Source organism: Aquimarina algiphila, assembly GCF_007489275.1.
In the GTDB taxonomy this organism is placed as follows: Bacteria; Bacteroidota; Bacteroidia; order Flavobacteriales; family Flavobacteriaceae; genus Aquimarina; species Aquimarina algiphila.
On the sequence record NZ_VLNR01000045.1, the window covers coordinates 37,480 to 57,328 of the forward strand.

Below are 19,849 nucleotides of genomic sequence, written 5' to 3' on the forward strand. Positions count from 1 at the left end.
CTTCTCTTTAGTTTGTTGGGTTTAATTGTCTTTCTATTGCTGGTATTGGATAGAAGTAAGGGTTATTAACAATAACTTTTCCATAAATATCCTGTAAGACGCTCTCTACGGTATTGGTTCTGCGTAAATCATATAGTCTATTTGCTTCAAAAGCAAGTTCAAAAGAACGTTCCTCAATAATCTTATCTCTAAAATCAGTGATAGATAAGCCAGGAGTTAGGTCAGGAAGACCAGCTCTTTGTCTTACTCGATTTACAGCGGTATAGCCTTCTGCTGATGGTCCTTCTGCTTCTGCATATATCAATAATATATCAGTAAACCTTAATAAGTAAGGATGCGTACTTGTGTTATCTCCAATAAACTTAGGGTCTATATATTTTCTTGAAAAAGGAGCCGATTCCCCTCCTGAAGGAGTCCATGAGGAAACTCCGTTTTCATCAAATAATTCATTTACTATAAGCTCTGTTTTACGGCGATCGGTATTATCAAATGAGGCTAGAAAAGGAAGCTCTGATACATAGACTCCAAAACCACCATGAGTAGCTGTGCCGTCTGCGAGAAATGATGTTGTTGGAGTATCTGCGGGAATAAAGAACTTAGACAATTTAGAGAATTCTCCTTCTACTAATCCATTTCTATCCTGAGGAATAAAAAATATATGTTCTGGTCCATTAAAACTTTGAGGTTCTGCAACATTATAAATGTTTAATAGATCAGGATCAAAAGTGTATTCTGATTGCCCGTTAATGACAGCAGAAGCCATCTCAGAGGCTAAGCCATAAAATGTATCTGCATCTGATACCCATTCGTAACCAGGACTGCCTGATTGACGCGCAGAAGCCATGGTTATATATACTTTGGATAATAATGCCTGTGCAGCGACTCTATCAGCTCTTCCTCCTTCTCTTTGTATTGGTAATAGGTTTATTGCTTCTTTTAAATCTGATTGTATTAATGTATATACTTCTTCTATAGAAGCGTCAGGAATACCGCGAACTTCATCTAATTGGTCCACAGCCGATACTCTAAGAGGTGTAGATCCAAATAATCTTACTAGCATAAAATGGTGCCAAGCTCTTAAAAATAAACCTTCTCCATGATATTTTGCTCTCAAAGATTCATCATAACTGGCTTCTTTGGTTTTTTCAATTACCGTATTGGCTCTATTGAGTCCGACATAAGAAAGTCTAAAAAACTGTTCTAAATTTTGATTTCTGTCATCAACATTCCATTCTTCAAATTGGTTAATATTCAACCCTTCCCCTTCTTTAGGAAAAGCTTCCTCAGAAGCAGTAGTAGGGATATTCATATATGGTCTTAAATAGTCCAAAAAAGTCATTGCCTGATAAGAATGCAATACAGCCGAATTGGTTTCTTCTGCAGTACTGAAAAAATTAGAATCAGATAGAAATGTAGTGGGGTCTGGATCAAGGGAACAAGACCCTATACCTAAAACCGTAATTGCTAGAAATATGTTATATATTTTTTTCATGATATTCATTTTTTAAACTAAAAATTGACTTCGACACCTAATGTAAACCTTCGTAATCTTGGAATACTATTTTCATCTACTCCTTGTGGATTAACTTCTGGGTCTAGACCATCATAGTTGGTGAAATTGTATACGTTGTCTGCATTGATGTAAACTTTTGCTCCGTCAAGAGAGTTTATATTAGAAGCATCAATATTATATCCTAACCTAAGATTTTGAATTCTTACAAAAGAACCATCTTGTATCCACCAATCAGAGAATGCTACATTTCTGGTTTCTCTTAAAGAAGGGTATTCATTTGTGCGATTATCAGGAGTCCAGCGTTCAAATAAATTACTTGCTTTACCTCCACCAGCTTGCGTGCTGAATTTATTAATATCAACTACATCTCCACCAAAAGAACCATTAAATAATGCGGTCAATTCCCAGTTTTTGTATGAGAAATCTAATGTTAAACTTCCAGTAAAATCTGGGTTTGGATCTCCGATTACGGTTCTGTCGGCTCCAAAAGGATCAATAACGCCATCTTTGTTAAGGTCTTCATACAAATATTCTCCTGCTTGAGCATTAGCTCCAGAAAAACCAGATGCTAATCCTTCTTCTTCACTTTGAATAATACGTCTAACTCTAGCTCCATAAAATACATTTATAGGTTGGTCAAGTGTTAGTGTATTTATTGGTGAGCGAAATTGATTTCTGAAGTTAACTCCGGTAAATCTAAACTGATTACCAAAATCATCATTTAAAACTGAAGTAAATTCAGAAGGCCCCAAACTGGTAACCTTATTTATATTCTTGTTAAAAATTATACCTGCAGAGAAATTAAAATCTTCTTTTCTAATAATATCTAGATTAAGACTAACTTCAACTCCTTTGTTTTCTATTTCACCAGCATTGATTCTTAAAAAATCAAACCCAGAAGTGGGAGGTAGGTTACTATCTACCAATAAATCATTGGTGATTTTGTTATAAAAGTCTAAGGTAAAACTTACAGTTCTGTTAAACGCAGCAAAATCTAACCCTATGTTAAATATTTCTGTCGTTTCCCATTTTAGATCCGGGTTACCTAACCCACGAGATTCTGCAAATATTCCATTGTTACTAATGATACCAGGACCAATTGTTGTAACAAAACCGCCATTAGTAAAAAAACGACCTTCTCCCAGTCTATTTAAAGTTTCGAATGCTCCGATAGCTTGATTTCCAACAATCCCCCAACTCACTCGAGGTTTAAGTTCATTAATAAATGGAAGGTTGTTACTAATGAAAGGCTCATTTTGCATTTTCCAACTTATAGCACCAGATGGAAAAAAAGCATATTTATTATTTTCTCCAAAATTTGAAGAGCCATCTAGTCTTCCTGTGTATGTAAATAAAATTTTGTTTTTATAGGAGTAATTAACACGTGATATTAAAGATGATAATGTTGAGGTTTCAAAGTTGTTGGATACTCTTTGTTCATTACCTAATCCCAAATTCCCTGCTCCTAAGGATTGATTTGCAAAATCCTGCGCTCTTAATTGAGAGGTACGAACTTCAAAATATTCACTAGAATACCCTCCTAACAATGTAAAATCATGATCTTGACCTACTGTTTTATTATAGGTGAAATATGCATCAACAACTACACGTTGATTTTGAAAGTTGTCATGAAATCCTACGCCATTACCCTCTGTACCTAATTGAGTAAATATTGAAGGGAAAAATCGCTCTTGAAAAGAAGAACCTAAACTATAGTTAAATTGAGACTTAAATTGTAAAGCATCATTAATATCCCAAAGAAGTATAGAAGAAGATGTTAAATCCAAAGTGGTAGATTCGTTTACTCTTAAAGAAGTAAGCGCTGCTGGATTGCCAAAATCATTATCATTTGCTCTAAAAAAACTACCATCTTCATTAAATAAAGGAAAAATAGGATTTCTATTAAAAGATAAGCCGCTATTATCATTTCTTCTTCCTCGAGAAAAATTAATGTTTGTAGCTAGACTAAGTTTTTCTGTTAGTTTTTGATCAATTCCAAAACTTACTGTGAATTTTGATAAATCATCATCGCGTACTACTCCGTTTTGTGTATTTAGGTTAAGTCCAAAATTGTATTTAGTACTTTCATTACCTCCCCAAATACTTAGATTGTAATTATAATTTAAGGGCTCTCTAAAAGAATATTCAATATAATCTGTAATAGGGTAACCAGCTCTTAGTTGATCTATTGAAGGAAAAAATGTACCATTAATATCAGGCGCTCCAATATAGAGTGGTGTAAGTCCTGAGTTTATTCGGCTTTCATCGGTTAATACAGCTAAGTCCACAGGGTTTTCAAATGAATCAAATTTTGATGAAAACCTACTAATTGTAGTTAGTGCAGAAAAATTAACTTGCATCTTCCCTTCTTTGCCTCTTCGAGTGGTCACTAGTATGACCCCATTAGCTCCTCTAGAACCATAAATAGAAGCTGCAGATGCATCTTTTAGTACTTCTACAGAAACTATATCTGCAGGATTAATTTGCTTTAAATTTCCGGCATCTCCTAGTGGAAAACCATCAACAACAATTAGAGGAGTTGTTGCGGTAAATGAACTTGCTCCTCGTATTCTTACATTTAATCCGGCCCCGGGAGCATCAGACGGATTCCCAATAACTAAACCAGGAATTCTACCAACTAATAATTCTTCTACAGAGTTTGCAGGAATCTCAGACAGGCTCTCAGCTTCTAAGTTTATTGTTGCCACAGCTCCTGTTAAATCACTTTTACGTACTGATTGATAACCAATAACAACAACTTGTTCAAGTTGAGAAGTTTCTTCTTGCAAAACTATATTGATTACAGACTTTCCGTCTATAGGTATACTTTGGGATGTAAACCCTATATATGTATACTCTAGAATGGCATTTTTGTCAGCAACTTCAATAGTGTATTCACCATCAAAATTGGTAACGATTCCGTTCGTGGTACCCATTTCTACTACTGCAGCTGCCGGAATCGGCATTCCGGAACTGTCTGTAACTTGCCCCGTTATGACAATTTGTGCAGACATACTAGCAAAGCAAAGCATAGCAATTGTAGTTAAAAATAAATACTTTGGTAAAGTTTTTCTCATAGATATAAGGACTTAAATGTTAATTTTTTGTAAAAGTAATAGAGTTGATAACGTGCTAATGATACTTTAATGTTTATTTATGTGCATTTTATGAATTTAGTAAAGAAGTTTGTTTCAGTTTTTATTCAAAATATTGATAATCATATAGTTATGAGGTTTTGGGTCTAAAGATTTCTATTTTTTAATTTCTTGATTAATGAAAAATGGTATTTTTAGATAATTTCTAAATATCAAACATTAAACCCCAAATGAAAATAATTAGAGAAGTAACACCGGTAAAATCAGAGGATCCTTTTATAATTTTGAAACATGAAAATGCTCGTTTTGATTATCCTCTTCATTTTCATCCAGAGTATGAGATTAACTTTATTTTAAATTTTAGTGGTAAGAGAATTGTGGGAGATTCTATTGAGGATTGTGAGAATACAGATCTAGTATTAATAGGTCCTTATCTACAACATATATGGAAAACTGAAGAATGCATAAGTAATGCAACAGTGATTACAATTCAGTTTCAAGAAAATTTTTTAGGGTCTAAATTACTTAATTATGATCTATTTAAAGAAATAAAGGAACTATTAGAATTTTCGAGAAAAGGAATTACTTTTTCTAATCCAACCAAGGATAGGATTGGTAAAAAAATAATTCAGTTATGTGAAAAAGATGATTTTGATACATTTCTATTATTTCTAGAAATTTTAAAAGATTTGGCTATATCTTCAGATAAAAAGATTTTAGCAAGTTCTCCCATTGCTAATCATATTTCTCAAGGAAAAAGTCGTAGAATCAATGCTGTACTTCATTATATAGAGAACAATTATGCTAATGATATTACTCTAAGTACCATTGCAAAAATAGCTAATATGTCTGAGTCAGCTTTTAGCCATTTTTTCAAAAAAAGGACGAATATGAATTTTACACAATATATTCTTGATTTTAGAATACGAGTGGCTACCAAATTATTGCTGGAAACAGAAATGGCTATTAATGAAATTTCATATAAATCAGGATTTAAGACGCTGTCAAATTTTAATAGAACTTTTAAGAGAAAACAAGGGAGTTCTCCAAGAGAATATAGAAAAAATTATATTAAAGAAGTTATTAATGAAAGTATTCATGAATGATTTAGTCTTTTATAAAAATAACTAATACGTTTAAAGAAATACCTCATAAAAAAATAATATTAATTTTTAATTTTTCTTATAAGGTATTTCTTTAGGTTATGATCTTATTTTATTGCTACAAAAATATCCACTTCTGCATCTCTAGGGTTCTGAGCTTCCTCTCCATAAACTTCAAAATCGGTACTATAAGTTCGATCTAAATCTGTTTCCCATATGTTTATCCATTTATCATAAATTACACCTTGAGTGATATCTCCTTTTGCAGTAAATCGAGAATACATACTTTTTTGTACTTGTACACCTGTCATACCTTCGGGAATCGAATCCAGATTTTCTACTTTACAGCCCAACACCATAGTATAGCTTTCGGTATGATCACTTTCATAATCTGTGTATATTGCATAAATAGAATCTTCAATTCTATTAGGTATTTTATGCATTGTTCCATCAGCCATAAATGTATCCCATAAAGCAGGAATGTCTTTTGCAAACTTTTCGTTTTTTTTAGTAGTACGCACCGAAACCCCAATAACCCAAAAAGGGTCAAGTTTTGTTTTTATCATGATTTTTGATTGTTAAAAATTAATACCAGGATAAAATTATATAGGTATTATGACAAGGGTGTGTCAGTAGTATTAATAACTTTAAAAAAAATCATATTGTTTGTTTAAATGTTTAAGAATTATTATGTGAAACCAAATTGTAGAGAGATAATATTTTCACTATAAACAGGGGAGAGTAGTTTGGATTTTACTGTTATTTTAGCGACATAAATTTAGAGGAAGTATTAAACCTAAAACCAATGATCAATAAATACGGTTTACTTTTCGTTTTGATGTACGCCTTATCAATTAATGGACAAGAATATAAAAAGGTATACAAAGAAGACTGTACTTTGAGAAAAGCTTTAGAAACTCCTAAAAAGGTAAAGTTATTAAGGATTCATTGTCTGGAAAAAAATGAACTATCAGAAGCTGTTGGCAATTTTACTAATTTAATAGCGATAAAGATACAGGCCAGAAATTTAGTTAGATTACCTGATATTTTGGAGAATTAGCTAACCTTATTAATATAGATATAGGTGCTTCTCAAATTGTTGAGTTACCCGAGTCCATTGGAAAATTAAAAAAGGTCAATGAATTGGAAATAAATAAGGGTAAATTAAAATCATTACCTGAATCTATTGGAAATATGAAAAGTTTGAGAGAAGTAGATTTTATGGATAATGAAATTGAATACCTCCCCAATACTATCGGAAAATTAAAAAACATAGAAAGACTACGAATTTCTTCTAATAACATTAAAAAACTACCTAAATCTTTTGGAGGTCTGCGCTGCCTCGAATGGCTGGAAGTAGAATATAATGAACTTGGTACATTTCCTAAGTCGATAGGAAGCTTAACACATTTACAGAAATTAGATGCTCAAAATAATGAGCTTGTCGAATTACCAAAAAGTATAGGAAAGTTAATTCATTTAGAGCGACTTGATTTGTCAGATAATAGGCTCACAGAACTTCCCGAATCTATTGGTAAATTGTCTAATTTAGAAATTTTGGACCTTGCAGAGAACGAAATTCTGGAACTTCCTGATGCTATAGGAGAACTATCTGAGCTAATACATCTGGACTTAAGAGGTAATAAATTAACCTATTTACCAGAGAGTATTAAAAATCTAAAAAAACTAGAATATCTCGATATTCCTAAAAATCTTTTTTCCAATAAAGAGAAAGAACGTATTAAAGAGCTCATTCCCTGGTGCAATATCACATTTTAGAACTACTGGATTTTAAATGATTAATGTTTGATATTAGATGAATTCTAAATTCTTAAAATCTGAATTTAGAACATCGTGGCTGTCTACTTCTAGCCAATTATTTAAAATTGTAGCATATATACTTCTAAAATCGACTGTATATTTTATATCTCCATTATCGTCAAGATTAGAGAGGTCGGGTAATTCGTTATAAATCCCTGCTTTTTTTAGAGAACCGCTAATGGCTGTCACATTATTGGCCGCTCCATGATCAGTTCCTCGACTTCCATTTTGTTTTACTCTTCTTCCAAATTCTGAAAAAGTTAGGATTAATGTATCATTAAAACGATTATTCTTCTTTAGATCACTCACCAAAGCACCTATAGCTTCTGAGTATACTTTGAGTAATCTATCCTGACTATTCAATTGGTTTACATGGCTGTCGAACCCTCCTAATGAGCTATAATATACCCTTGTTTTTAAACCTGAGATTATAAAATCAGCTATAGTTTTTAGGTTTTTAGCAAAATGATGTTGAGGGTATTCGGTTGTAGTTGTATAAATTTTGGAAGTTTCATGAATATAAGAAGCAGAAGAATAGGTCTCTAACATCGTTTTGTATAGATATCCTTGATTGTCCTCGTCTAACATTTCTTTTGTAGTATTGGCAACGATATTTTTAAAAAATGGCTCTCGAGTAGTTTTATACAGTTGATTAGGATCAGAAACTGCTATACCATTCATTTGATTACCTTTCATGGCAAGAGAAAGAGAATTATCTACTTCTACTGCTTGATATGGGTTTTGACAGTTTGAATCTAAGTATCTTCCTATCCATCCTGTATGTAAATATTGATTTGTATCACTCGCAGTTTGCCATATATCAGTACTTCTAAAATGTGATCGATTTGGGTTTGGATACCCTACATTATTAATTATTGAAACCTGCCCCTGATCATATAGTTCTTTAATTACTTTAAGATTGTCATTAAAAGCCAGATCATTTGTTATTTTTAAAGTTTGTGTTTGTTTTTTTGCAATAGAGGGTCTTAAGTTGTGATAGATATCATTGCTAATGGGGATAATGCTGTTTAAACCATCGTTTCCACCAGAAAGTTGAATAATGATTACATTTTTATATCCAGATAATTGTTGTGGGGATAAGAACTCCATACCCTTTAAAAAAGAAGGAATCAATGTCATCCCTGATGCAAAAACTGATTGTTTTAAAAAATCTCTTCGTTTCATATTTTTTGACTTAGCAAAGTTGATATTCAGGTAGACTTAATAATTCGACAATAAAATTTTTAGTGTCTGATGAATCCAAATCCTTCAACACTTTTTTTGCAATTTTAGACGGTTCTGGTTGAAGTATGTAGTGTGATAATGTTATTTTATCTTTTTGATCTAAACCTGACATAAAGTTATCCCAATCGGGGGTGGCTTTTACTTTTTTCTCGATTTGAGTTTTCATTTTTTGATAATACTTCTGTTTCATCATTACGTTCTCAGGCATATCACCTTTATCATTCCACTCTATAATACCGCTATTAAGTATTACTGATGCTAATTTAAGACGTAGCATTAGGGTAGAATTATCTATCCAGGTTTTTCCACCAGGCCATCCTGCAACATTAGGTGGAAAAAATAGCATCTGATTTAGTTTGCGTTGTAGATATAGTATTACTTTAGGGTCATCATACTTTACTTTGAAAGGCCTGTTAAGACCTACCATGAGTTCTATCGGAGATTTAATCTTCACTCCAATATTTTTTGTGTTGTAAAACCAATTACTTTCAATTGTAGATTGTATTAATACCCTTAGGTCATAATCAGAGTTATATAAAATATCAGACAATTGTTTTATGCGATCTTGATCTGGTATCGGATTTACAAAATACTGATAGAATTTTTTGGTAATATATTGAGCTGTTTGTTTTTCTTTTAAGAGTATCTTGATAACATCTTCACCTGTAAAGTCACCTGTTTTTCCTAAAACTGTCTTTGTTCCATAATCATGATGATTACTTCTAAAAATAAAAGCTCCGTCTTTCTTAAAATTCCATCCTGTAAAGGCTCTAGCAGCTTCTTTAATATCTTTTTCAGTATAGCCATTATCTCTACCTAGTGTAAAAAGTTCCATAACTTCCCGAGCAAAATTTTCATTAGGGTGATTTTTTCGATTTTGACGATTATTTAGAAAAATTAGCATGGCTGGAGATTTAGAAACTTCCATTAACATGTCTCCAAAATTTCCTAATGCATGTTTACGGATGATGTTATTGAGATGTATACAAACTCTTGGCATTTTAAGTCTAACCGCAAAATGATTATGAAAAAATAATGTCATTTTCTCACGTAAAATTTCTTCTGTTGTCGTTAATTGAGTGAACCAAATAATATTAAGTTCATTCATTTTTTTTCTTTGGAGCTTCCGTAGCTTTTTTCTTTCTTCTTTGGATAATTCTGAAGGATTTTTCTCTAATGCTCCGAGATCCATTGTTAATGCAGTACTCTGCCTACTTTCTGAAAATAGTTGATCTATAATTTGTCTTTTGGATAATATTCTTGCTGTCTTTAATTGTGATGGTGAAATTCCAAAACCAAATCGCCAGTATAGATGTTGAATTTCTTTGTCACTTAATGTATTCATAATAGCAGGTTTATATCTAGGACTTATAATATTGTAAATGGTTTAATGATACTTCTGTTTATTTTTTAAAAAGAAGAATATTTGTTAAGATGTTGTAATAAAAAAGCTCTTCATTTTTTGAAGAGCTTTTTTATATTGTTTTTTATGATCGTATTACTCACATTTTATTTCGCTTTTAACAGCGTTGTCTTTTATAGCCGTTTCTTGTGTTACGCCTTCTGTAAATAATACAAACTTGTCGACCCCATGTCCTTTTGATCTTCCTGAGATTTCAATTGTATAATCCCCAGCACTATCAAAGACCACAAAAATATTGTGCCCATCATTATCACTTGTAGAAGATTGCCAATGCCATTTACTAGCTTTATTCATATAAATTTTAAACCACCCATCTTTACCTGATCCATTGGGTGTAGTTGATGTTTGTCCATTACTCTCAGGAATAGGGTCTAGTGTGGTGCCTTTTGGATATACGATATGTCCATCACCTTTTTGTCCGTAAAAATGTTTTGCATCAGGGATTCTCAACCAGGAATCATTATGTTCAGAACCATTTGTCCCAATTGTAATATAAGAACGCCATATGAATCGATATGTTCCTGGTTTTGTAATTCTAATTTTGTACGATAACAGTCCTTCTCCTGGTTTACCAAGGAAATCCGTACCATTCCATACCAAATAACCATCTCCAGAAAATTCAGAAAGGCTTTTTGTTAATTCCCAAGGAGTACCAGAAAAATTTCCATTTTCTGATTCTACAATAAGTAAACCGTCTTTTTCTGTAAATATTGCAGTTTTTCCACTCTCACATTCTCCATTATTAGGATTGACGTCGGGAGTAGTGGGTGTTGGAGTAGGTGTTACTTCTTCTCCTGTTTCTTCAGGTTCTTCACTGTCGTCACTACTGCATGATATTAGCACTGTGAAAAGAAAAAAGTATAGGATGTACTTTAGATTTTTGGCGATCATAATTTAGGGTTTTAGTTAAGGTTAAGAACTCAATTTAGGGCGTTTTAGTATTTTTTTATTAATGGTGTTTTGTTTTTTTATAGAATTAGCCAAAAGTTGTTCATATAAATTCATTTGTTATAGTGACAGGTTTAATTAGAGGATTTTTTTTCAATCAAATCCCATGTGTTGCCATACAAATCTTCAAAAACGACTACCGTTCCATAGATTTCTTCTCTAGGTTCTTCTCGAAATAAAACACCTTTAGATTTCATGTTATTATAATCTCTCCAGAAATCATCTGTATGTAGAAATAAGAAAACTCGCCCTCCAGTTTGAAAACCAACAGCCTTTTCCTGTGAAGATGATGCAGCTTGAGCTAATAGGATATGAGTTTCAGCTTGTTTATTAGGAGCAATGAGTACCCAGCGTTTTTCGTCATTTAGAATACTATCTTCTATTAAAACAAAATTAAGTTTTTCGGTATAAAATTGAATAGCCTCATCATAATCTTTGACTACTAGTGAGAGAGCTCCTATTGTACGTTTCATCAGTTCGTGTTTATGATTTATCAAGAGTAAAATGAACTCTGAATTGATTATTAGAGAGTGTTAAATTAGTGGGATCTATTTTAAGAGACTATTTTACACGTACCGTATCTGGGACTAATCCAGTATAATCCCCGCCATGTCGAATCACATCACGAACTATAGATGAAGAGATATAACTTTTACCAGAAGACGTTAATAGAAATACAGTTTCTATCTCAGACATTTTTCTATTCGTATGGGCAATTGCCTTTTCAAACTCAAAATCTCCGGGGTTTCGGAGTCCTCTAAGGATAAAATTGGCATTTTGTTGTTTGCAAAAGTCTACAGTTAATCCTTCATAGGTCATCACTTTAATCTTAGATTCGTTTTTAAACGCTTCTTCCATAAAGTACTTTCGTTCTTCTAGAGAGAACATATATTTTTTTTCGGCATTTATACCTATAGCAAGAATAATTTCATCAAAAAGTGTAAGGCCTCTTTCTATAATATCATAGTGCCCCAGAGTTATTGGATCAAAGGATCCCGGAAAAACAGCTCTTCTCATGAGTGAGTATTGATTGTTGTATTCACAAAGATAAATGAATTTATCATTTAAGAAATTAGAAAATATAAATCACTAGTTAATACTTCTATTTTTTGCTGTTAAGCAAGATTCTATAGCATTAGAAAATAATTCTTGCAAATTAATTCCTGCTTTATGAGCTTGCTGAGGAAGAATGCTGGCCTCACTTAATCCAGGATTTGTATTCATTTCTACAAAATAAGGTTCGCCGTGATGAAAAATATATTCACTTCTAGAAAATCCTTTCATTTTTAGAATTTGATACACTTTTAGTGCCAGGTCCTTAACTTTTTTGGTATCTTCTTCAGACAAACGTGCTGGAGTAATTTCTTCAGATTTTCCTAAATATTTTGCTTCATAATCAAAGAATTCATTTTCTGTTACAATTTCTGTGATTGGCAGTACAACATCTTTTCCGTTATGTTGAATGACCCCAACAGAAACCTCAGTTCCACTTAAAAAAGATTCGATGATAATTTCATCATCTTCTTTATAAGCGATTTCTATTGCAGGAAGTAATTCTGCTTCAGTTTTCACTTTGGATACGCCATAACTGCTACCAGCTTTATTAGCTTTTACAAAACAAGGTAATCCAACAGTGTCCAAAATAGTTTTGCTATCAATATGATCTCCTTGGTTTAAAAAATAATTAGTTGCAGTAGGTATTCCGTAAGGTTTTAAGGTACTGATACAATCACGTTTATTGAATGTAAGTGCAGCCTGATAAAAATCACAAGCAGTTTGCGGAATTCCTATTAAATCAAAATAAGCTTGAAGCAAACCATCTTCACCAGGTGTACCGTGAACTGTATTAAAAGCAGCATCAAAAATAATTTTTGTCCCATCTAAAGTTAATGAGAAATCATTTTTGTCTATGGGATGTTTTTGGTCATTATCATCTACATAGTACCAATTGTCCTTAGTAATGTGAATGCGATAAGGGATATATTGGTCTCTATCAAGTTTATTATAGACTACATTTCCGCTTTGGATAGAGATTTCAAATTCGCTTGAATATCCTCCCATCAAAATGGCGATGTTTTTCTTCATTGATTGGCTTTTGAAAACAAAAATATCATTTCTCTAATAAGAAAAGCGTAAAACTTTCCGTTTTTATATATTTGTCCAAATTATATAATGTATTTATGAGCGTATTTATCAATTTTCTCAAGGACCTTTTTAAGTTTGTTTATAGTAAAATATTCTTGATTCAACTGGTGATAGCAGTTGCGATGATTGCTATTCTCTCATATGTAGCACTACAGTGGTTAGAAGGTACTACAAATCATGATCAACGTATTGTAGTACCAAGTTTAAGTAAAAAGACTTTGGATGAAGTAGGAAAAGTACTTGAAGAAAAAGATTTGAGATACGAAGTTCAGGATTCTGCGAGTTTTAACCCGGACTTTCCTAGATATTCTGTTATTGAACAAAATCCAGTTGCAGGTAGTGAAGTAAAAGAAAACCGTAAGATATATGTGACTTTAAACCCATCAGGTTATCGTAAGATAGAAGTGCCAGAAGTAATACAAAGAACAAGAAGGCAGGCAGAACCAAAATTAATTGCTCTTGGTTTTAAAATAGGCACTGTTACATATCAGCCAAATATCGCAAGAGATATGGTTTTAGAACTAAGGCATAAAGGAAAAAGACTAAAGCCAGGAACTAAACTAATGAAAACTTCTACCATAGATTTGGTACTAGGGGATGGAAAAAGAGGGACAATAAACCTTTCCAATTAATATAAAATATTTTGGAGGAAAACTTGAACATAGAAGATTTTGATACTACCGATGATGATTTATATGAGCATTACCGTTTTGTTGCAGGTGCGGGACAGGTTCCTTTGCGGGTAGATAAATTTTTAATGAATTTTGTTGAAAACGCAACTAGAAATAAGATTCAACAAGCGGCTAAAGATGGTAGCGTATTTGTGAATGATATAGCCGTTAAATCAAATCATAAAGTAAAACCTAACGATGTAGTTCGGGTATTATTTTCACATCCTCCTTACGAAAATCTATTAACTCCAGAAGATATACCACTGGATATTGTGTATGAAGATGATGCCTTGCTTGTGGTTAATAAACCAGCAGGGATGGTTGTACATCCTGGTCATGGAAATTATTCAGGAACTTTAATTAATGCTTTAATTTATCATTTTGATAATCTACCTAATAATAGTAGTAATCGTCCTGGATTAGTACATCGTATTGACAAGGATACCAGTGGATTACTCGTAGTTGCTAAAACAGAGGAGGCAATGACTCATTTGTCAAAGCAATTCTTTAATAAAACCAGTGAAAGAGAATATGTGGCTATTGTATGGGGAAATATTAGCGAAGAGGAGGGGACTATAGAAGGTAATATAGGTCGTCACCCTAAGAATAGATTACAGAATACTGTTTTTGAAGGAGAAGAGGAAGAAAAAGGGAAACCTGCAATTACTCATTATAAAGTTATTGAACGATTAGGGTATGCTACCCTAGTTTCGTGTACACTTGAAACAGGAAGAACTCATCAAATAAGAGTGCATATGAAACATATTGGTCATACGCTTTTTAATGATGAACGCTATGGAGGAGATAAAATATTAAAAGGTACTACATTTACTAAATACAGACAGTTTGTCGAAAATTGCTTTAAAATTTTACCTCGACAAGCTTTACATGCCAGAACTCTTGGTTTTGAACACCCGATAACCGGAAAAAAAATGCATTTCGAAACTCCTATTCCTGATGACATCCAACACTGTGTAGAGCGATGGAGGAATTATGCCAAAAATCAATTAGCTGGTGATTAAGATAAACCTTTAATACCTACATCATGGAAATTTCTTTCTTAGAAATATTTGTTCTGATTGGGGTTATTCATGGATTTATTTTAGGTATTGTCATCCTGTTTTCGAGATTTTTTAAAAATAAAGACAATACATATTTGGGGTATACTCTTATTATTTTATCAATAATTGGAGTAAATAACTGGTTTTGGGATCTAGAAAAAAACCCTTTTGTGATTTCAATTCTAGATGTGTTTTTATGGCAATTCCTTTACCCGGTTACATTATTTATTTTTTTTATAAAAAAAATAAGACACCCTTTGGGAGAAAGCCGTAAGCTTTATTTATTGTATGTTCCTTTCCTTTTCTTAAGCAGTATTAATGCCATTATATCTTTAGATACAATTTTTGAGGTTTATAAAATTGCATTGACAAATAAAAAGGAAGTTGTTTTTTTATTTTACAAAATAATAAGCATACTCTCGGTTGTTTATCCGGTAGCTTTTATGGTGACTTCGTTTTGGTTCTTATTTTGTTTAAAAACACAGTTTGACATTAAATGGATTAAACGGATATGGATTTTTATTTCTCTTTTAGAAATTTATGGAATTGTTTTGGAAGGAATGAGATTTATGTATGGTTATAAAATGCCTTTGACTTATTTATGGGTTGGAGTCTCTGTATTTATGTATTGGTTGATTTATAAAGGATTATATCAGTTTAAATTATCAAATGATCAATATGAAATTAGTCATCGTTTTAAAAGAGCGAAGCACGATCAAAAAAAAACTGTAAAAAAGGATGTAAACCCCTATATAGAGCAATTATTAATGCTTATAGAGTCTGAAAACATTCATCATAATCCTGATATTAGTCGTGATATAGTTGCCAAAAAACTAGGGATTAGTAGCGGATACCTTTCAGAACAAATTAATAAGGAAAGTGGTAAGAATTTTTCAGAATTCATAAATAGTTATCGGCTAAAAGATGTTCAGCAAATGATTTTAGATTCAGAATTTGACAAATACAGTATTCTTGCTATTGGTCTAGAAGCTGGTTTTAATTCGAAAACTACTTTTTATACTGCTTTTAAAAAAGAATTAGGAATGTCTCCCAATCAGTTCAAGAAACAAAATAAATAAGTTCGGATTTCTCAGGTTCTGACAATCCAGAACATTCAAAACTTCTATCGTTATTAGCTTTGACATCAATAATCCTTAAAACAATATGATGTCTAGATTTAGTAAAGCTTTAATAATAGGTAGTATGTTATGGGCAGGCAATTTTGCTATGTTATATTCCCAGAATACAAATGGAAAAACTACTTCTTTTGAAAATGTAAATGTGATTCCGATGAATAAAGAAATCATTCTGTATAATCAAAGAGTGATCACTGTAAATGGAAAAATATCAATAATAGAACCTGCTTCAAAAAAAATATCACAAAAGATAGATGTCATTATTCAGGCAAAAGATAAATATTTGATTCCAGGTTTAGCAGAAATGCATTATCATCTTGAAAATGATGTGAAAGATGAATTTAAACTTTTGATCGCTAATGGAGTCACAACTGCAAGAAATATGGCAGAGTATGAAGGTCAAGATCATATAGCTATTAGAGAAAAAGTTAAAAACAATGAATTATTTGGGCCTTATTATGTTACTACAGGACCTTATCTGAAGGCAAATGATCTAAAAACAGTCACAGATGTAATTGATGTTGTAAAAACACATCATCAAAGAGGGTATGACTTTTTAAAAATAGCCGACAACCTTCCTAAAGAAATATATACAAAATTGTTGGAAGAGACCGGTAAGTATAATATTCCTGTTGTAGGTCACGGACAACGTAAACTTCCTTTAGAATATTCATTAAGGATGAAATCTATAGCACATGTAGAAGAGTTTATGAATATATTCAATACTCAACAAAAGGCAGATACTTCGTATTTAAAACAAGCTGCTATGATAATTAAACAGAGCGGTTTATACGTATCCCCAACTTTAGGGGTTTATGAGATGATTAGTAGATATGCAGACGATAAAAAATTTGCTGTTTTAAAGAAAAGTGATGTTATAAAATATCGACCTAAAGCTTATGTTGCATATTGTTTATCAGATTCAACTCATTACCGTTCTAATACTTGGTTTACCGCACCAGCATCTCTGATTAGACTTAGTAAAGAATTGCAATGGCAGAAGGACTTTACGAAAATATTAAATGATGCAGAAGTACCGTTATTTGCAGGAAGTGATACATATGGCCTTTTTTTACCTGGTTTTTCATTACATCGGGAGTTAGAGCTGATATGCAATGCAGGGTTATCTCCTTATGAGACCCTAAAAACAGCTACAGTGAACCCTGCAAAATACCTAAACAGAACTTCAGTAAGTGGTACAATTACGGAAGGAAAGTTGGCTGATTTGGTGTTACTAAATAAAAACCCTCTAATAGATATTCGTAATACAAAAACTATTGAAGGTGTTATGATTAAAGGAAAATGGTTAGGGAAAAACGAATTGAGCGCAATGTTGAAAGAGGTAGAAAATAACTGTAAAAAGGAGGGGAAATGAAAAAAATAAATGCCACAATTTAAATTTGAAAAAGAACGCGTGATACAGCTATTTTGTTTATTATCAAAGTATTTATAAAAGATTAAATATAGGTTATCAAAAACTTTATTTGTAAATAAATAAGGATTAATGGTGAAATAATAGTAACTTCGCGTTTTAATATTTTATAATGAACAAAGGAACAGTAAAATTTTTTAATGACTCCAAAGGATTTGGATTCATCACAGAAGAAGGATCAAACAAAGATCATTTTGTACACATTTCAGGCTTAATTGACGAAGTACGTGAAGGTGACGAAGTAGAGTTTGACCTTAAAGAAGGTAAAAAAGGAATGAACGCGGTAAACGTGAAAGTATTATAATATACATTTGACTTTTTTAAAACACAAGCCTGTCTATATAGACAGGCTTTTTTTGTTTATAGAAAGAAGGTTTTAATAAAATCTTCTTATCGCTTTAAGAATTTTATCGGCTCGTTTTAGTTTAAGTTTTTTGATATATTTATATGATCGATTTAGAATTTTTTGAACTCGAGAGTTGTTTTTATAATCTTTTCGTGTATTGTATAAATCTAAGGCGATTTGCAGATCATCAGGAGTAAAAGAAACACCAGTATATTGCTGAAGGATTTGTAAATAAGTGAACCCAAATTCTGCTGTAGGTTCTATCATAGTCCCTTCTCCAAAGTCGTTCCATGTAATAATCTGAATAAAATCTGAGAGTTCATGATGAGTATAGTTAAGAGTTTCTACAAAAGTATGTCCTTGATCAGTATCAATCGTCCAGTCATTTATTCCATCAGACCATCCACCTTCTGCATAGAAACTTTTAAATCCTGGATAAGAGGATCCAACAGTAATATTGTTTTGCATTTGATATGTATCATAATAGTAGTCATGAGCAAGAAGGTGATCTTTATCCACCCATAAAAATTCGCCTGTTGCATTTACCCCAACCCGATTCTTAGCAGCCCATAAGGTCAAGAAATCAGGACGATTATCTGCGGGTAAAATATCAAATACTTGATTCCATTCATTTTCTGTAGTCAAGTAATCAGGACCAAATATAAATAGTACGTTTTTATCATTGTATTTGATATATTCTGGACTCGAAAAATACTGTTCATTAATGTATGTAAGATCTTCTTGAGCAGCTTCTATGATGTTTGAAGATAATGACTGAGCTGCAGCTTGTGCTGCCACTCGATCTTCATACATGATGGCAAATTGCATTCCCAAATCTTCTAGAGTACCAATAAAAGTTTCTGTAGATTGTTTAATTAATCCATAGTCATGTAAGTCTCTACTGCCATACCAGTCAAAGATTACACCATCGACTCCAGAAAGTTTCATCATTAGAAAATGATATTCTTGTAAGTCTGGATCACTAGATGAGTAAGGACCAATAAGAGGATAATAATAAGAAGCAATTTGTAACGTATTATTTTCATTTTTGATTTCGGGATTCTGATTGCTCATAGTCCAATGTTGGCCCCAATACCCATCAAAATCTTTATTCTGAAACCATGGGAGATAATGTACATAGACTTTTTTAGGATTTTCTTTGACGATATCCATATGAGAAATATCTACAATATTTCCTTTTTCTTCAAGTTCTATAAATTCCAATTCTTCTTCTAATACCTTTAATAATTCTGCATCGGTATAGGTAGAATCCTGAACAGTTTCTGAAATAGATAACTCTTCTACTTGTTGTTCTTCAATAGAAATGATTTCTTCTTTTTCACAAGAATATAAGAAAATGATTATAAAAAAAATGGAAATAGTAGGTTTACACCAAGATCTTAACATAGTACACATAATTAAAATAGTTACACCAAAAAATTGTCTAAAAGAGTTTAGTTTTATTGTACTAAGGAGATTTGTGAATAATTAGACTACGAATCCTTTTCTTATCTAAGTTTTGGATTCATACAATTTTTGACGAAATGAGGGTTTTACCTCTATGTGTTACGTTATTTGTGTTAAAAGTAATTAAATTAATTTGCTTTGGAAAAATATTTTTGGTTTTTTTTAACATTTTTCAAATTGAATATTGCTCTTAAAACCAGTGTTTTATGGTGAATGGCCTATGTTTTGGTAGTGTTGATAAATTTTTTTTATGAATGAATAATTAAGAAATAGTATGAATGATTTATATGTACAACATACAATTGTATTTTAACTACCCGTTGTGCATTTAGTTAATATTAATTTTTAGGTTGTTTATATTTCTGTTGAATTCAAACCTATTGATATATTGAATAATGGTCATTGCTGTGATCTTTGATAAGATTCTATTTTTAAATCCCTCA

Annotated in this window: 18 protein-coding genes and 1 pseudogene; 8 read left to right on the plus strand and 11 right to left on the minus strand. The window is 32.0% G+C overall.

Annotated features, from left to right (window positions below; genetic code table 11):
- Window positions 1–7: 7 nt before the first annotated feature.
- Together FOF46_RS19315 and FOF46_RS19320 are read right to left on the minus strand one after the other, a co-directional pair.
- A complete protein-coding gene (locus tag FOF46_RS19315; RefSeq protein ID WP_167571890.1) occupies window positions 8–1,492 on the minus strand; it encodes a RagB/SusD family nutrient uptake outer membrane protein in 1,485 nt (494 codons plus the stop codon).
- 17 nt (window positions 1,493–1,509) lie between these two features.
- Window positions 1,510–4,590: a SusC/RagA family TonB-linked outer membrane protein gene (locus FOF46_RS19320; protein WP_143917578.1), complete on the minus strand. Its 3,081-nt coding sequence runs from the start codon at window positions 4,588–4,590 to the stop codon at window positions 1,510–1,512.
- A gap of 248 nt (window positions 4,591–4,838) precedes the next feature.
- On the opposite strand from FOF46_RS19320, the gene FOF46_RS19325 reads away from it, so the two are divergent.
- Window positions 4,839–5,714: an AraC family transcriptional regulator gene (locus FOF46_RS19325; RefSeq protein ID WP_143917579.1), complete on the plus strand. Its 876-nt coding sequence runs from the start codon at window positions 4,839–4,841 to the stop codon at window positions 5,712–5,714.
- 104 nt (window positions 5,715–5,818) lie between these two features.
- On the opposite strand, the gene FOF46_RS19330 is transcribed toward FOF46_RS19325, so the two are convergent.
- Window positions 5,819–6,277, minus strand: a complete 459-nt coding sequence (locus FOF46_RS19330; protein WP_167571891.1) for a GyrI-like domain-containing protein — start codon at window positions 6,275–6,277, stop codon at window positions 5,819–5,821.
- 239 nt (window positions 6,278–6,516) lie between these two features.
- Between FOF46_RS19330 and FOF46_RS19335 the strand changes: the two genes are divergently transcribed.
- Together FOF46_RS19335 and FOF46_RS19340 are read left to right on the plus strand one after the other, a co-directional pair.
- Entirely contained in the window at window positions 6,517–6,771 is a 255-nt protein-coding gene (locus FOF46_RS19335; RefSeq protein WP_143917580.1) for a hypothetical protein, read from the plus strand.
- An 83-nt stretch (window positions 6,772–6,854) separates the two neighbouring features.
- Window positions 6,855–7,490: a leucine-rich repeat domain-containing protein gene (locus tag FOF46_RS19340; RefSeq protein ID WP_143917581.1), complete on the plus strand. Its 636-nt coding sequence runs from the start codon at window positions 6,855–6,857 to the stop codon at window positions 7,488–7,490.
- Window positions 7,491–7,523: 33 nt separating this feature from the next.
- On the opposite strand, the gene FOF46_RS19345 is transcribed toward FOF46_RS19340, so the two are convergent.
- The 6 genes from FOF46_RS19345 to FOF46_RS19370 form a co-directional block, all read right to left on the minus strand.
- Complete coding sequence (locus FOF46_RS19345; protein WP_143917582.1) at window positions 7,524–8,717, minus strand: DUF1501 domain-containing protein; 1,194 nt, start codon at window positions 8,715–8,717, stop codon at window positions 7,524–7,526.
- Window positions 8,718–8,727: 10 nt separating this feature from the next.
- On the minus strand, window positions 8,728–10,122 hold the full coding sequence (locus FOF46_RS19350; RefSeq protein ID WP_143917583.1) for a DUF1800 domain-containing protein: 1,395 nt from the start codon (window positions 10,120–10,122) through the stop codon (window positions 8,728–8,730).
- A 153-nt stretch (window positions 10,123–10,275) separates the two neighbouring features.
- Complete coding sequence (locus FOF46_RS19355; protein WP_143917584.1) at window positions 10,276–11,091, minus strand: hypothetical protein; 816 nt, start codon at window positions 11,089–11,091, stop codon at window positions 10,276–10,278.
- A 131-nt stretch (window positions 11,092–11,222) separates the two neighbouring features.
- The gene (locus tag FOF46_RS19360) at window positions 11,223–11,621 is read right to left on the minus strand and encodes a VOC family protein (RefSeq protein ID WP_143917585.1); all 399 of its coding nucleotides are present in this window, start codon (window positions 11,619–11,621) and stop codon (window positions 11,223–11,225) included.
- A gap of 88 nt (window positions 11,622–11,709) precedes the next feature.
- Complete coding sequence (gene coaD / locus FOF46_RS19365) at window positions 11,710–12,165, minus strand: pantetheine-phosphate adenylyltransferase (RefSeq protein ID WP_143917586.1); 456 nt, start codon at window positions 12,163–12,165, stop codon at window positions 11,710–11,712.
- Window positions 12,166–12,237: 72 nt separating this feature from the next.
- Complete coding sequence (locus FOF46_RS19370) at window positions 12,238–13,233, minus strand: D-alanine--D-alanine ligase (protein ID WP_143917587.1); 996 nt, start codon at window positions 13,231–13,233, stop codon at window positions 12,238–12,240.
- 95 nt (window positions 13,234–13,328) lie between these two features.
- Here FOF46_RS19370 and FOF46_RS19375 point away from each other — a divergent pair, with 95 nt between their 5' ends.
- The 5 genes from FOF46_RS19375 (at window position 13,329) to FOF46_RS19395 (ending at window position 17,897) form a co-directional block, all read left to right on the plus strand.
- Window positions 13,329–13,925: a PASTA domain-containing protein gene (locus FOF46_RS19375; RefSeq protein ID WP_109438947.1), complete on the plus strand. Its 597-nt coding sequence runs from the start codon at window positions 13,329–13,331 to the stop codon at window positions 13,923–13,925.
- A gap of 11 nt (window positions 13,926–13,936) precedes the next feature.
- Window positions 13,937–14,986, plus strand: a complete 1,050-nt coding sequence (locus tag FOF46_RS19380) for an RluA family pseudouridine synthase (protein WP_407933702.1) — start codon at window positions 13,937–13,939, stop codon at window positions 14,984–14,986.
- A gap of 23 nt (window positions 14,987–15,009) precedes the next feature.
- Window positions 15,010–16,104, plus strand: a complete 1,095-nt coding sequence (locus tag FOF46_RS19385) for a helix-turn-helix domain-containing protein (RefSeq protein ID WP_143917589.1) — start codon at window positions 15,010–15,012, stop codon at window positions 16,102–16,104.
- 85 nt (window positions 16,105–16,189) lie between these two features.
- Entirely contained in the window at window positions 16,190–17,536 is a 1,347-nt protein-coding gene (locus FOF46_RS19390; RefSeq protein ID WP_143917590.1) for an amidohydrolase family protein, read from the plus strand.
- A gap of 169 nt (window positions 17,537–17,705) precedes the next feature.
- The gene (locus FOF46_RS19395; protein WP_034244160.1) at window positions 17,706–17,897 is read left to right on the plus strand and encodes a cold-shock protein; all 192 of its coding nucleotides are present in this window, start codon (window positions 17,706–17,708) and stop codon (window positions 17,895–17,897) included.
- Window positions 17,898–17,969: 72 nt separating this feature from the next.
- Here FOF46_RS19395 and FOF46_RS19400 read toward each other — a convergent pair whose 3' ends face one another.
- Both FOF46_RS19400 and FOF46_RS32605 read right to left on the minus strand, forming a co-directional pair.
- A complete protein-coding gene (locus FOF46_RS19400; protein WP_167571892.1) occupies window positions 17,970–19,346 on the minus strand; it encodes a glycoside hydrolase family 99 protein in 1,377 nt (458 codons plus the stop codon).
- Between the two features lie 388 nt (window positions 19,347–19,734).
- Window positions 19,735–19,849: pseudogene (locus tag FOF46_RS32605) on the minus strand (IS982 family transposase); the annotation flags it as partial.

Excerpts from the sequence above, each read along its gene's own strand:
- FOF46_RS19360 (WP_143917585.1), bottom strand. The coding sequence starts at position 11,621 with ATGAAACGTACAATAGGAGCTCTCTCACTAGTAGTCAAAGATTATGAT.
- FOF46_RS19375 (WP_109438947.1), top strand. The coding sequence starts at position 13,329 with ATGAGCGTATTTATCAATTTTCTCAAGGACCTTTTTAAGTTTGTTTAT.
- FOF46_RS19395 (WP_034244160.1), top strand. The coding sequence starts at position 17,706 with ATGAACAAAGGAACAGTAAAATTTTTTAATGACTCCAAAGGATTTGGA.
- FOF46_RS19350 (WP_143917583.1), bottom strand. The coding sequence starts at position 10,122 with ATGAATACATTAAGTGACAAAGAAATTCAACATCTATACTGGCGATTT.
- FOF46_RS19320 (WP_143917578.1), bottom strand. The coding sequence starts at position 4,590 with ATGAGAAAAACTTTACCAAAGTATTTATTTTTAACTACAATTGCTATG.
- FOF46_RS19370 (WP_143917587.1), bottom strand. The coding sequence starts at position 13,233 with ATGAAGAAAAACATCGCCATTTTGATGGGAGGATATTCAAGCGAATTT.
- FOF46_RS19400 (WP_167571892.1), bottom strand. The coding sequence starts at position 19,346 with ATGTTAAGATCTTGGTGTAAACCTACTATTTCCATTTTTTTTATAATC.
- FOF46_RS19355 (WP_143917584.1), bottom strand. The coding sequence starts at position 11,091 with ATGATCGCCAAAAATCTAAAGTACATCCTATACTTTTTTCTTTTCACA.
- FOF46_RS19385 (WP_143917589.1), top strand. The coding sequence starts at position 15,010 with ATGGAAATTTCTTTCTTAGAAATATTTGTTCTGATTGGGGTTATTCAT.
- FOF46_RS19315 (WP_167571890.1), bottom strand. The coding sequence starts at position 1,492 with ATGAAAAAAATATATAACATATTTCTAGCAATTACGGTTTTAGGTATA.
- FOF46_RS19330 (WP_167571891.1), bottom strand. The coding sequence starts at position 6,277 with ATGATAAAAACAAAACTTGACCCTTTTTGGGTTATTGGGGTTTCGGTG.
- coaD (WP_143917586.1), bottom strand. The coding sequence starts at position 12,165 with ATGAGAAGAGCTGTTTTTCCGGGATCCTTTGATCCAATAACTCTGGGG.
- FOF46_RS19335 (WP_143917580.1), top strand. The coding sequence starts at position 6,517 with ATGATCAATAAATACGGTTTACTTTTCGTTTTGATGTACGCCTTATCA.
- FOF46_RS19390 (WP_143917590.1), top strand. The coding sequence starts at position 16,190 with ATGATGTCTAGATTTAGTAAAGCTTTAATAATAGGTAGTATGTTATGG.
- FOF46_RS19345 (WP_143917582.1), bottom strand. The coding sequence starts at position 8,717 with ATGAAACGAAGAGATTTTTTAAAACAATCAGTTTTTGCATCAGGGATG.
- FOF46_RS19325 (WP_143917579.1), top strand. The coding sequence starts at position 4,839 with ATGAAAATAATTAGAGAAGTAACACCGGTAAAATCAGAGGATCCTTTT.